Annotated in this window: 11 protein-coding genes; 4 read left to right on the forward strand and 7 right to left on the reverse strand. The window is 70.7% G+C overall.

The features are described 5' to 3' along the window. The first annotated feature begins 18 nt into the window (after nt 1–18). Entirely contained in the window at nt 19–2,292 is a 2,274-nt protein-coding gene (yicI, locus tag AB0B91_RS40340) for an alpha-xylosidase (protein ID WP_358331686.1), read from the forward strand. Nucleotide 2,293: 1 nt separating this feature from the next. Continuing rightward, nucleotides 2,294–3,688 carry a GH1 family beta-glucosidase gene (locus AB0B91_RS40345; protein WP_358331689.1) on the forward strand — a complete coding sequence of 465 codons (1,395 nt, stop codon included), beginning with the start codon at nt 2,294–2,296 and terminating at the stop codon, nt 3,686–3,688. Between the two features lie 6 nt (nt 3,689–3,694). On the opposite strand, the gene AB0B91_RS40350 is transcribed toward AB0B91_RS40345, so the two are convergent. The 5 genes from AB0B91_RS40350 to AB0B91_RS40370 form a co-directional block, all read right to left on the reverse strand. After that, on the reverse strand, nt 3,695–4,918 hold the full coding sequence (locus tag AB0B91_RS40350) for a SpoIIE family protein phosphatase (protein WP_358331692.1): 1,224 nt from the start codon (nt 4,916–4,918) through the stop codon (nt 3,695–3,697). Continuing rightward, nucleotides 4,918–5,718 carry an alpha/beta hydrolase gene (locus tag AB0B91_RS40355; protein WP_358331695.1) on the reverse strand — a complete coding sequence of 267 codons (801 nt, stop codon included), beginning with the start codon at nt 5,716–5,718 and terminating at the stop codon, nt 4,918–4,920. Before AB0B91_RS40355 ends, AB0B91_RS40350 begins: the two co-directional genes overlap by 1 nt. Nucleotides 5,719–5,830: 112 nt before the next feature. Beyond that, the gene (locus AB0B91_RS40360; RefSeq protein WP_358331698.1) at nt 5,831–6,355 is read right to left on the reverse strand and encodes a hypothetical protein; all 525 of its coding nucleotides are present in this window, start codon (nt 6,353–6,355) and stop codon (nt 5,831–5,833) included. A 62-nt stretch (nt 6,356–6,417) separates the two neighbouring features. Next, entirely contained in the window at nt 6,418–7,371 is a 954-nt protein-coding gene (locus tag AB0B91_RS40365; RefSeq protein WP_358331701.1) for an LLM class F420-dependent oxidoreductase, read from the reverse strand. Beyond that, the gene (locus tag AB0B91_RS40370) at nt 7,368–8,801 is read right to left on the reverse strand and encodes a carotenoid oxygenase family protein (protein WP_358331704.1); all 1,434 of its coding nucleotides are present in this window, start codon (nt 8,799–8,801) and stop codon (nt 7,368–7,370) included. The genes AB0B91_RS40365 and AB0B91_RS40370 overlap by 4 nt, the downstream gene beginning before the upstream one ends. Before the next feature lie 78 nt (nt 8,802–8,879). Between AB0B91_RS40370 and AB0B91_RS40375 the strand changes: the two genes are divergently transcribed. Next, nucleotides 8,880–10,442 carry a class I adenylate-forming enzyme family protein gene (locus AB0B91_RS40375; protein WP_358331707.1) on the forward strand — a complete coding sequence of 521 codons (1,563 nt, stop codon included), beginning with the start codon at nt 8,880–8,882 and terminating at the stop codon, nt 10,440–10,442. Here the strand turns inward: AB0B91_RS40375 and AB0B91_RS40380 are convergent. Then, nucleotides 10,420–11,445 carry a helix-turn-helix domain-containing protein gene (locus tag AB0B91_RS40380; protein ID WP_358331711.1) on the reverse strand — a complete coding sequence of 342 codons (1,026 nt, stop codon included), beginning with the start codon at nt 11,443–11,445 and terminating at the stop codon, nt 10,420–10,422. The two genes, AB0B91_RS40375 and AB0B91_RS40380, sit on opposite strands and share 23 nt — an antisense overlap. A gap of 34 nt (nt 11,446–11,479) precedes the next feature. Between AB0B91_RS40380 and AB0B91_RS40385 the strand changes: the two genes are divergently transcribed. Next, a complete protein-coding gene (locus AB0B91_RS40385) occupies nt 11,480–12,319 on the forward strand; it encodes a hypothetical protein (RefSeq protein WP_358331714.1) in 840 nt (279 codons plus the stop codon). Here AB0B91_RS40385 and AB0B91_RS40390 read toward each other — a convergent pair. Next, complete coding sequence (locus tag AB0B91_RS40390) at nt 12,303–13,172, reverse strand: LysR substrate-binding domain-containing protein (protein WP_358331717.1); 870 nt, start codon at nt 13,170–13,172, stop codon at nt 12,303–12,305. The genes AB0B91_RS40385 and AB0B91_RS40390 overlap by 17 nt on opposite strands. Nucleotides 13,173–13,192 lie beyond the last annotated feature (20 nt).

Here is a 13,192-nt window from a genome sequence, read left to right on the forward strand (position 1 = left end):
ACTCACGGACGGATCATCATGAAGTTCAAAGACGGCTATTGGCGGATGCGTCCCGGGGTGCGGGGCGACTACGCCACCGCGGCCCACGACGTGACCGCGGACGCCGCCTCGCTGCGGGTGCTGGCGCCGACCAGGCCGATCACCCGTCGCGGCAACACCATCGACGGACCGGTCCTGCGGGTGGACCTGTCGTCTCCCATGCCGGACGTGATCAGGGTCCGTACGGTGCACTTCGCGGGGTCCGTACCGGCCGCGCCGGTTTTCGAGGTGCGGGACGAGGCGCCCGCGGTGAAGATCACCGTGGACGGCGAGGAGGCGAGCCTGACCAGCGGCGCCCTGACCGTCAAGGTGCGCAGGGACCTGCCGTGGGAGATGTCGTTCAGCGCGGACGGCCGGGAGCTGACCCGCAGCGCCGGCAAGAGCCTGGGCGTCATGCACGATGCCGACGAACGGCACTTCATGGTCGAGCAGCTGCGGCTGAGCGCCGGGGAGCTGGTGTACGGGCTGGGCGAGCGGTTCGGCGCGCTGGTACGCAACGGGCAGTCGGTCGACATCTGGAACGACGACGGCGGCACCAGCAGCGAGATGGCCTACAAGAACATCCCCTTCTACCTCACCAACCGCGGTTACGGGGTGTTCGTCAACCATCCGGGGCGGGTCTCGTTCGAGGTCGGCTCGGAGACGGTGTCGCGGGTGCAGTTCAGCACCGAGGGCCACGATCTGGAGTACCTGATCATTCACGGGCCGACGCCCGCCGAGATCCTGCGCCGGTACACGGCGCTGACCGGCCGACCGGCGCTGCCGCCCGCGTGGTCGTTCGGGCTGTGGCTGTCCACGTCGTTCACGACCGACTACGACGAGGCCACCGTGGCGTCGTTCGTGGACGGGATGGCCGAGCGGGGGCTGCCGCTGAGCGTGTTCCATTTCGACTGCTTCTGGATGCGGCAGTTCCGATGGTGTGACTTCGAGTGGGATCCCGAGGTGTTCCCGGACCCGGCGGGGATGATCGCCCGGCTCAAGGAGCGCGGGCTGCGGGTCTGCCTGTGGCTCAATCCGTACATCGGGCAGGCGTCCGCGCTGTTCGACGAGGGGGCGGCGGCCGGTCACCTGCTGCGCCGCCCGGACGGCCGCGTCTGGCAGGACGATCACTGGCAGGCGGGGCGGGCGGTGGTGGACTTCACCTCCCCGGCCGCCCGCGAATGGTACGCGGACAAGCTGCGCGGGCTGCTCGACCTGGGTGTGGACGCGTTCAAGACCGACTTCGGCGAGCGCATCCCCACCGACGTGGTCTACGCCGACGGCTCGGACCCCGAGCGGATGCACAACTACTACAGCCTGCTCTACAACCAGACCGTGCACGACGTACTGGCCGAGCGGCGGGGCGCGGGCGAGGCCGTGCTGTTCGCGCGGGCGGCCACGGTCGGCGGGCAGCGGTTGCCGGTGCACTGGGGTGGCGACTGCGAGTCGACGTTCGAGGCGATGGCGGAGAGCCTGCGCGGCGGGTTGTCGCTGGGCCTGGCCGGGTTCGGGTTCTGGAGCCACGACATCGGCGGGTTCGAGGGGCGCCCGGATCCTGCCGTCTTCAAGCGGTGGGTCGCGTTCGGGCTGCTGTCGTCGCACAGCCGGTTGCACGGGAGCGGGTCGTACCGGGTGCCGTGGCTGTTCGACGAGGAGTCGGTCGACGTGCTGCGCTCCTTCACCGAGCGGAAGCTGCGGCTGATGCCCTATCTGTACGGTGTCGCCGTCCAGGCCGTCCAGGAGGGCCTGCCGATGATGCGGGCGATGCACCTGGAGTTCCCCGGCGACCGGGCCTGCGACCATTTGGACGCCCAGTACATGCTCGGGCCCGATCTGCTGGTGGCCCCTGTGCTGTCGGCGGATGGTGAAATTTCCTACTACGTCCCTAACGGCGTGTGGACCCGGCTGCTCGACGGCGAGACCGTCACCGGGCCCGGCTGGCGTACCGAGCGGCACGGGTTCGACAGCCTGCCGCTGCTGGTGCGGCCAGGAGCGGTGCTGGCGACGGGCGCCCGCGCGGACCGGCCCGACTACGACTACGCCGACGGCGTCACCCTGACCGCCTACGAGCTCGCCGACGGCGCGTCCCGTACCGTTACCGTGCCCGCCATGGACGGCGGCACCGGGGCCGTGTTCGAGGTGGCCCGCACGGGCGACCGCGTCCACGCCCGCCGCGTCCAGGGCGCGCCCGCCCCCTGGAACCTCCGGTACGCAGGGGTCCACGCCGCCTCCGACACCGACCACATCGAGATCACCCTCAGCTCGAAGGAGTGACATGCCCACCTTCCCCGAGAACTTCCTGTGGGGCACCGCCACCGCCGCCTACCAGGTAGAAGGCGCCTGGGACGAGGACGGCCGCGGCCCCTCCATCTGGGACACCTTCTCCCACACGCCCGGTCTCGTGACCAACGGCGACACCGGCGACCTGGCGTGCGACCACTACCACCGCCTGGAGGAGGACCTGGACCTCCTCGCCGGACTGGGCGTCGGCGCCTACCGCTTCTCCATCTCCTGGCCACGCGTGCAGCCCGGCGGTCGCGGAGCCGTCAACCGGCCCGGCCTCGACTTTTACTCGCGCCTGGTCGACGGGCTGCTGGCCAGGGACATCGCGCCGGTGGCCACCCTCTACCACTGGGACCTGCCGCAGGAGCTGGAGGACGCGGGCGGCTGGCCACACCGCGACACCGCGCTGCGCTTCGCCGACTACGCCACGCTCATGGGCGAGGCGCTCGGCGACCGCGTCCACACCTGGATCACCCTGAACGAGCCGTGGTGCTCGGCCTATCTCGGCTACGCCTCCGGCGTGCACGCGCCGGCCAGGACCGACCCCGCGGCCGCCCTGGCCGCCGTGCACCACCTGAACCTCGGCCACGGCCTGGCCGTCCAGGCCCTGCGTTCGGTCGCCGACCCGGCCGCGAAAATGTCGGTCACGCTCAACCTGCACCACGTACGCGGCGTGTCCGAGCGCGACGCCGACGCGGTACGGCGCGCGGACGCGCTGGCCAACCGGGCCTTCCTCGGCCCGATGCTGGAGGGCGCCTACCCGCGTGACCTCATCGACGACACCGCCTCGGTCACCGACTGGTCGTTCGTCCACGACGGCGACGAGGCCGCCGCGTGCACGCCGCTGGACCTGCTCGGCGTCAACTACTACAACCCCGTCCTGGTACGCCAGTGGGACGGGGTCAGTTCACGGGAGACCGCCGACGGCCACGCCGACGGCGCCGCCTCCCCGTGGATCGCCTGCGCGGACATCGAGTTCGTCCGCCAGCCCGGCCCGTACACCGAGATGGGCTGGAACATCGACGAGACCGGCCTGACCGAGCTGCTCCTGCGCCTGCACCGCGACTACCCTGACCTGCCCATGATGATCACCGAGAACGGCGCCGCGTTCGCCGACGTCGTGGACGATGACGGCCGGATCAGGGACGAGCGGCGCATCGACTACCTGCACCGCCACCTGACGGCCGTCACCGAGGCGATCGCCGGCGGGGCCGACGTGCGCGGCTACTTCGTGTGGTCGCTGATGGACAACTTCGAGTGGGCGCACGGCTACGCCAAGCGGTTCGGCATCGTCCGCGTGGACCGCGACACGATGGAGCGCACCTGGAAGGACAGCGCGTACTGGTACCGCGACGTGGTCGCCTCGGGCAAGCTGCCGGTGAGCTGAGCCCGGTCACGGCTGGGGTTCCTCGGGCGAAGGGACGCTGAGCGCGAGGATGGCGGTGTCGTCGTCCAGACCGGTGCCGAAGCCTTCGAGCAGATCGGCCAGGGCGGCGACGGCCGCGCTCGCGGTGGTGGGGGCGAGGCCCGTGGCGAAGGCGTGCAGGGCTTCGTCTCCGTAGCGGCCGTCGGGGGTGCCGGTACGGGCCTCCGTCAAACCGTCGGTGTACAACAGCAGTGTGTCGCCAGGCCCCAGGTGGATCACTCTGGAGGTGAACGTGGCGCTGGGCAGGATGCCGATGAGCAGGCCGTCCGGGGTGTGCTGGTAGTCGGCGGTGCCGTCGGCGCGCAGCAGCAGGCACGGAGGGTGGCCGCCGCTGGCCAGCGTGATGGAGAAGCCGTCGCCGTCAGGGGCGAGGATCCCGAAGATCGCGGTGCAGTAGCGGGGGTCGTCACCGCGATACTCCTGGTGCAGGGCGGTGTTGAGGGTGTCCAGTACGGTCACCGGGTCGGAGTCGTAGACCGCGGCCGCGCGCAGGGTGTAGCGGATCAGCGAGGTCACCGCTGCCGCCCCGGCGCCTTTACCGCACACATCTCCCAGGAAGAAGCCCCACCGCTCGGAGCTCAGCGGGAACAGGTCGTAGAAGTCGCCGCCGACCTCGTCGCGGGAGGCGGTGTGGTAGTGGGCGGCGGCCCGCAGGCCGGGCACCCGCGGCAGCGAGGACGGCAACAGGCTGCGCTGCAGGGTCGTGACCAGCCGTTGGAGCCGCTCGCGGTCGCGCTCGGCTTCCTGGCGGGCCCGCAGCAGCTCGCGTTCGTAGGCGCGGCGGTCTGAGGCGTCGAAGATCGTGGTGCGGATGACCTGGGGCCGTCCGTCGGCGCCGGACTTGACCTTGGAGGTGACCAGCACCGGCATTCGTTCGCCGTCGGCGGTCCGCAGTTCCAGGGCCACCCCGCCGACCTCGCCCTGCATCGTCAGCAGCGGTGCGAAATGGGTCTCGTAGTACAGCCGGCCGCCGACGGTGAGCAGGTCGGAGAAGGTTCGGCGGCCGACGAGTTCCTCGCGGGCGTAGCCGAGCCAGCCCAGCAGGGTGGCGTTGACCTTGGCGATCTGGCCGTTCAGGAGGGTGGACAGGTAGCCGCAGGGCGCGTTCTCGTACAGGTCCTCGGCACTGTCCTCCAGCAGCGAGGAGAACACCACCGCCTCCCCCCGCTCGCCGTGCCCGGGCGCGTTCATCACCGAGCGGCGAAGGAGGCGATCGCCTCGATGGTGACCTCCGGAGCGCTGAGCTGCGGGCAGTGACCGGTCGCGGGCAGCGTGACGAGCCGGCTCCCCTCGATCTGAGCATGGACGAACGCGCCGACCTCGCGGGGCGCGATCACGTCCTCCGCGCACTCGATCACCAGCGTCGGCACACTCACCTTGGCCAGCTCGGCCCGGTGATCCGACAGGAACGTCACCCGGGCGAACGCCCGCGCGATCAGCGGATCGGTACGGCAGAAGCTGTTTTTCAGCTCCTCGCTCAGCTCGGGACGGTCCGGATTGCCCATGATCACCGGCGCCATCGCCGCGGACCAGCCCAGATAGTTGCTGTCCAGCGACTCCAGCAGCTCGTCGATGTCGGCCCGGCTGAACCCGCCCCGGTAACCCTCGTCGTCGATGTAACAGGGCGAGGGGACCAGCAGCACCAGTTTGGCGAACCGCTGTGGCTCCTGGATCGCCGCGAGCACGCCCATCATCGCGCTGACCGAGTGACCGACGAAGATCACGTCCGACAGGTCCAGCTCCCGGCAGATCCGCAGGATGTCCTCGGCGTAGCCGTCCAGCGTGGCATAGCGCTCCGGCCGCCAGGCCGACAGATCGGACCGGCCCGCCCCCACATGATCGAACAGCACCACCCGGAAGTCACGGGCCAGCGCCGGCGCCACCAGGCGCCACAGGTTCTGGTCGCAGCCGAACCCGTGGGCCAACATCACCGTGGGCCCATCCGTACGGCCGCTCACCACCACATGGTTCCTGGCTCCGATATCCCCCATAACGGTCACCCTTCCGCCGGCAGGAGAACACTCGCTGGAACCCCCTTGCCCCCGGCAGTGACTTTTCACATCAAACCGGGGACAAGTTACGGTCTCTGACTATCTACCGCGGTCAAGCCGGGAAGTCCTTCGGATTGATGGAACTGGTCCGCGCGGTGCCGCCCTTGACCGGGTTGAGGGTCAGGGTCCAGATGCTCGTCGAGGTAGCGGTCGTGGCGAACTTCAGCCGATCGTTGAACCGCTGGTAAACGGCGTTCCGGCTGAACCTGCCCTTCGACGTGCTGAACCGGGAGCCGGTGGTGAAGTAGACCCGGTACGTCCCGTCCCTGACGTCCTTGACGCTGGCGGTGGATCTGGCGCGAACGTAGATGCTGACCGCCTTGGCCTTGCCCTTGACCAGCGTGACGACCCCGTCCCTGGGGGTACCGTTCTTGATCTTGAGAGTGCCCAGCCCACCGCCGAGGCGGTGGTAAAGGATCTTGCCATTGCCGGGGCGCGCCGCGGCGGTCGTCTGCACCCCCGAAACGACGGCACGCTCACCTGCGGTGGCGGGGGCGGCGACCAGCAGCCCACCGGCCAGCGCGACGGCCGCGACGACACCGGCACGTAACGGGGTTCCTTCGAGAAGTCTCTTCACAGTGAACATCTCCTTGGAGGGCGTACGTTCAGACCGAACATAGAAGAGCCCGGCGCGATCGCCTAGATGCCGGTGAAAGCCTTGAGGGTGGCCGTGCCGCCGGGGTCGCGGTCCGTGCTCACCGGTACCAGAGCCACCTCATCCACCCCGGCCTCGGCGTACGCGGACAACCGCGCACCGACCGTATCCACATCGCCGAGCAGCGCGACCGAGGCGACCAGCTCGTCGGGCACGGCGGCGAGCAGTTCCCGGGGATGCGGCCGGGTGCGGGCGAAGGCGACGACGTCGCCGAAGCCGGCCTCGGCGAACATCTCTCCGTACCCCGGAGCGGGCAGGTAGCCGACGACGGCCCGGCGGATCCGATCGATGGCTTCGCGGTCGGGATCCACGGCGGCGGTGACCCAGGCGGTCACGGAGGTGGCCGGGTTCACCGCACGCAACTGGGCGACCAGCCGCCCGGCCGACGCGGGCGTGATCAGGTTGAGCACCATACGGTCGGCCATGGCGGCGGTCCGGACGGCCGACGGCCCGAAGGCCGCGACGGACAGCCGCGACCGCGGGGCGGGCAGGCGGAGCCGGTAGCCGCTGCTCGCCACGGACGATCCGGCGAAGTCGGAGCGCTCGCCGTCCAGCAACGGGCGGAGGGCCTCGACGGCCTCCCGCAACGCGGTCGCGGATCGAGCGCGCGACCGCCCGTGCCACCCCTCCACGACGAGCGGGCTGGAGGTGCCCACGGCGACGTCCACCTGCCGCCCGGTCAGCCCGGCGACCGAGGCCGCGCCCATGGCGATCATCATCGGATCGCGTACGGCCACCGCCAGCGGCCCGATGGTGAGCCGGATCCGCGTGGTGGCCAGCCCGACGGCGGTGGCCAGCGCGAAGGCGTCGTACGTGGCCATCTCCCCGATCCACAGCGACGGATAGCCCAGCTCATCGGCGGCCCGGGCCGTCAGCAGGGCCTCCTCCGCGGGCCGGTCCTGCCACAACCCAAGAGATACGCCGAGCGAAGGGCTCACCGCAGTTGCTCCGCCCGTACCCAGGTGGCGTGGAAGCCGAGCGGGACCCGCCGCGGCAGCAGCACGCGGGCGATCGGTCCCTCCGCGAGCCGGGCGGCGTGCAGGATCTGCACCTCGGAGCGGCCCTCCCGCTCGTCGGTGACGAAGCTGACCAGGTAGCCGTCGTCCTCGGCGGTCGAGCCGTCGCGCGGGGCGAAGGGCGCTTCGCTGCCGTATCGGCCGGGGCCGTAGCGGTAGGTCTCCTTGGCGCCGGTGACGTTGTCGTAGCGGACCAGGCCGTCGAAGAGGTTGGTCTCGGCGTCGGCCACGGTGACGTTGTAGGCGTACCGCGTGGGGTATCCGGTGGAGCGCGCGTCGATCGAGGGGAACTCGGTGTTCTGGTCGGCGTCCACGTACCCCTCCGACGTGCGTCCCGTCCGCAGGTCGAAGCGGTAGCGGTACATCCGCGCGTCGAGCTTGAGATAGGAGATCATCCGCGCCAGCGGCGAGCCGGTCGTGGAAGGCGTCGGGCGCGAGACCCGGCAGACGTCCAGGGTGATCTCATCGCCCTCTTCCCAGGCGTTGACGACGTGGTAGATGTAGCACGGCTTCGCCTCGAACCAACGAATCGCCCGGCCCCGCCGCGGGATCACGCCGAAGCGCGCGGGCAGCTCCCGGTCGAAGGTCAGCTTGTAGCGCCCCTGCCGGGCGGCGTCGAGGTCCTGGTAGAGCGGCAGGTCCATGAGGATCGCGTGGTCCCGCGTGATCGCCATGTCGTGCGGCAGCCGCGCCCCCGGAAGGTCCAGCTCCACGCAGTGCTCCACTGCGCCGCCGGGTCCGACCACGCCGTAGCGCAGGTACGGCGGGCGCGGCCCGTAGTCGAACCAGAACAGCTCACCGGTGCGCTCGTCCACCTTCGGATGCGCCATGAAGTCACCGTTGAGCGTGTCGAGGAAGGTGTCGACGCCGAGCGTCTCCAGCGAGAGCGGGTCCAGACCGTACGGCGCGCCGCACAGGTACCACGAGGCCAGCACCTTGCCCCGATGGAAGATCAGATCGGTGTTGGCCGTGTCCTTGAAGGGCAGGCCGCGCGCGTTGCCGAACGGGTTGCCCTTCGGGTTCTCCATCACGCCGGTCCAGAGCGACCGGCCGGCGGCGGACTCGGCCTCGAAGGCCCTGGTACGCACCCAGCGGTTGCGGTAGCGGGCCCGGCCGTTCTCGAAGTGCATGGCGTGCACCATGCCGTCGCCGTCGAACCAGTGGTAGCGACCCTTGACCGGGAAGCGGGCGTTGGGCCCGTTGCGTAAGTAGACGCCGTTGAGGTCCGCGGGGATCTGCCCGATCACCGTGAGCTCGTCCGCGGTGACCTCGTCCTGGACCGGTGCGTAGACGCCCAGCAGGTACGGGTTTGACTCGCCGGATTCATCCACCATCACGACACTTTCGGCCATATCTGGAAGCTACGATAAGCGAAGTCAGGAGTCAATTGACGGCGTATTGTTGGGGCCATCACCCCCACGGGAGTCGCGATGACGCATTCCGCCGACCGGATCGCCCGCTACACCGCCAAGGGCTGGTGGACCGGTGACACGATTGACCGGCTCCTCACGACGCAGGTGGCGGCCCGGCCCGGCGACACGGCGATCGTGGACCCGCTCAACAAGCTCGACGGTCCGGTGAAGCGGCTGACCTGGGGGCAGCTCGGCGCGGAGGTGGACCGGGTCGCCGGGGTCCTGCACGCGCGGGGGATCGGCCCCGGCGACGTGGTGGCCGTACAACTCCCGAACAGCGTCGAGTTGGCGGTGAGCTTCCTGGCGATCGTCCGGCTCGGCGCGACCGTCACACCCTTCCCCGTGCAGTACCGCGAGTACGAGCTGGCCCAACTACTACCCCTGTCCGGCGCCGGGCTGCTCATCACCGGCCGGGAGTCCAGAGCGCCGGAGGGCACGCCCACGCTGTCGTGGCCGGGCGACCTGGAGGGCGTGACCGGCGCCGAGGCGCCGCGGCGTGCGGCCGACCCCGCCGAGCGGGTGACGATCTGCTGGACCTCCGGCACCGAGGCCACTCCCAAGGGCGTGCCGAGGTGCCACTACGACTGGCTCGCGGTCGAGGCGATCTGCACGGCCGCACCCGCGCTCACCGGCCAGGACGTGATCCTCAACCCGTTCCCGATGGTGAACATGGCCGGGATCGGCGGCGTCTTCCTGCCGTGGCTGCGGGTCGGCGCCACGCTCGTCCAGCATCACCCCTTCGACCTGTCCACCTTCCTGGCCCAGATCGCGGCCGAGCGGGTCACCTACACCCTGGCCCCGCCCGCGCTGCTCACCCTGCTGCTGCACCAGGAGGCGATCCTGGCCGAGGCCGACATCTCCTCGCTCACCCGCATCGGCTCGGGCTCCGTCCCGCTGCCGCCGCCGATGGTGCGCGGCTGGCAGGACCGGCACGGCATCGCGATCATCAACTTCTTCGGCTCCAACGAAGGCATCGCCCTGCTGTCGGACCCCGCGCACATGCCCGACCCGGAGGTACGCGCCCGCTTCTTCCCCCGTCCCGGAGCGCCGGGGGCACCGGAGTTACTCGACCGCGTACGCACCAAGCTGGTCACTCCGGACGGGAAGGACATCACCGAGCCGGGGATCCCCGGCGAGCTGCGGCTGATCGGCCCCACGGTCTTCGCGGGCTACCTGCCCGGCACGGCCGAGGCGGACCCGTTCGACGAGGACGGCTACCTCAGGACCGGCGACCTGTTCGAGATCGCCGGCGACCAGGGCCAGTACCTGCGCTACATCGACCGCGCCAGGGACATCATCATCCGCGGCGGCATGAACATCGCCCCCGCCGAGCTGGAAGCCCTGCTCGCCGGGCACCCGTCGATCGCCGAGGCGGCGGTCGCCGGCTACCCCGACGACGTGCTCGGCGAGAAGGTCTGCGCGGTCGTGGTCCCCAACGGGGAGATCGACCTGGAGTCGGTCGTCGCCTTCCTCAGGGACAAGGGCATCGCCTCGTACAAGCTCCCGGAGCGGCTGGAGATCGTCGAGGCGCTGCCCCGGAACCCCGTCGGCAAGGTGCTCAAGAGGGAGTTGAAGCTGTGATCCGCTCGGGGATGACGAAGTGCACCTCGGTCCGGCTGAGCGCCTGCCCGCACGACCGGCACCGTAGACAGGGACGGAACGGCTGCCCGCACGCGCGATGGGTGACGCGCAGGTCGGTGTCCGGCGGGCCGGTGTACCAGGTCTGCGCCCAGTCGACGATGAACGCGAAGACCCCGAAGAAGTCCATGCCCTTGTCGGTCAGCCGGTACCGGGGCCGCGTCCCGGGCTCTTCCACGGCGAGCACGCCCAGCTCCGTGAACAGACGCAGCCGGTTGGCCAGCACCGACGGGGCCACGCCGAGCTCCGCCTGGAAGTCGGCGAAGCGCCGTATGCCGAGGAAGGCGGCCGCGAGGATCACCGTGCTCCAGCGGTCGCCCAGCAGCTCGAACGTCTCGGGGAAATAGGACAGCGGGTCGCGCTCGGCCGCGCCGCGGACGGTCCTGCGGTGATGGCGCGGCACCGTCACCTGGGCGAAGGTGGCCGCGCCCCGCACGGTCTCGGTGTCACGGGCGGCGACCGGCGCCCGGCCGCAGCTCGCACAGCCCAGCTCCACGTCGGTACGGTTGCCGCAGACGTCGTGCGTCAACTCCGGCAGCCCCTGGCGTCGCGGCACCCACCTGCGTTCCCAGGACCAGATCTCCACCAGCATCGGCCACAGCTCGACCGCGCGCGCGGTCAGGAGGTACTCGGTGCGGGTACGGCCCTGCTCCCGGTAGGGGACCGGCCGCAGCAGCTCCCCCGCGACCAGCTCCTTGAGCCGGTTGGCCAGCACCGACTCGGACATGCCCAGCTCGTCCCGCCAGTCGGCGAAGCGCCGGACGTGCAGGAGGAAGGCCCGCTGCAGGATCAGCAAGGTCCACTGGTCACTGATCGCCAGCAGCGCCTGCCCGATCGCGCTGGGCCGCTCCGCTCCCGCCACCCGTTCCTCGCCTTCCTGCTCCTTCGACGATAAAGCTATCTCGGCCCGGCGCACGCCCGGCGCTTCGTTCTCCTCAACGACCACCTCCGTTCACAACCGCCCCATAGATTCCGAGACCATGGGATTCAATGACCTGTCCCGGCGGTCCCTGCTCGCCGGCGCGCTGTCCGGGGTCGGGCTCACTGTGCTGGGCGGTACCGCCGCACGGGCGGCGGCTCAGGCACCCCGCCGGGTACTGATCGCCACGAACGAGCCGTGGGGCACCTATCACGCGGCGCCGTTGCTGCCCGTCGAGGCGCCACGCGCGAAGGAGTTCCGCGAGCGGCTACGGGCGATCACCGCCTCGTCGCCCGCCGAGGCGAAGGTGTTCGACGACTACCTGGGCACGCGCCGCCCGATCACGGTCGTGGGCACGCCGCAGACCGACGACCTGCCCAGGCACGTCCCGGAAGAGGGCACCGTCCTGGTGCTCACCAGCGTGACCAAGTCCAGTGGCACCGGCGGTTCCGCCCCCGGCACGGACCTGCTGCTCGCCGCGGCGGAACGCCTCGCGGCGGCCGGCAAGCACATCCTGGTCGGGCTGCACCCGCGCGAGGACCGCTCGCTGTGGGAACGGTACGAGATCAGCGCGGTCCCGTCGGTCCAGGCGGCGGCACGGGCCGAAGCCGCCATCGGCATTCCCGGGACCGTTTTCCCGGTCGTCGCCGCGGTGGGCGTCCCGCTGGTCGGCTGTACGGACCCGCGCCTGCAGATCCCCGACTATCTGCTGAGCGTCTGCACGCACACGATCAGCAGCGCGGACGACGCGGTGACCGCCGTGAAAACGGCCGAGCCCGTCTCGCGGCAAGTGCTCTACGAGGCGGTCGGCCCGGTGGGTGGCTCCGCCAGGCGCCTGTTCAAGGTGTGGCGAAAGGCCGGCTTCCGGGCCCACGCTGCCCCGGTCACCGCCTTCCCGTGAACGTTCGGCGGAGCAGGCGTTCCAGGCTGTTGACCGCCTCGTCCGTGTCGGTGTCCGCGCGACGGGAGATCGCGACGTCGACCATCGGCACCGGCGGCAGCCCCTGCTGCTCGGACGGCCGGACGGCGCCGGGCGGGACGTTGCCGATCAACAGCGCCCCCACGCCGATCCCGGCCGAGACCGCCGCCTGGACGGCGTGCACGCTGGTGCTCTGGAACGCGATCCGCCACCGGCGCCCGTGGCGGCCCAGCGCGTCGAGCACAGGCTGCCGCCACTGGCAGGGCTGGGTGAACAGCACCAGGGGCAGCGGGTCGGTGAACGGGTCGAAGGCCGGAGCGCACGCCCATGTCAACGGCACCTGGCGCTGCCACCGCACCGAAGCGTCCGGCATCACCGACGGGTCGCCGAACACCAGGTCCAGCCGCCCCCGCTCGGCCGGCCTGCGCAGCGCCGCGGCGGGGCCGACGATCACCTCCAGGTCCACCTGCGGATGCAGCGTGGCGAAGTCGGCGAGCGCGGCGGGCAGCGTGGTGATCGCCAGGTCCTCCAGCAGCCCGATCGCCCGCCGTCCCGACGGGGCCGCGCCGCGGCCGTTGATCGAGGTGCGCGCCTCGTCATGCAGGGCCAGCATCCGCTCGGCGTAGGCGAGCAGCGTCTCACCCGCGGGGGTGAGCTTGGCCCCGTGGGGGTCCCGGATCAGGATCCGTTCACCGACGGCCTGCTCCAGGCGCTGGATCCGCTGGCTCACGGCGGGCTGGCTCACCTTCAACGCGGTGGCCGCGCGGGTGATGCTGCCCGCGCGCACGGTCGTCGTGAAGGAGCGCAGGTCGGCGATCTGGAAATCCTTCTCCATAAGCAACCATTATGCCTCCC

The organism is Nonomuraea sp. NPDC049141, assembly GCF_040648415.1.
Lineage (GTDB): Bacteria > Actinomycetota > Actinomycetes > Streptosporangiales > Streptosporangiaceae > Nonomuraea.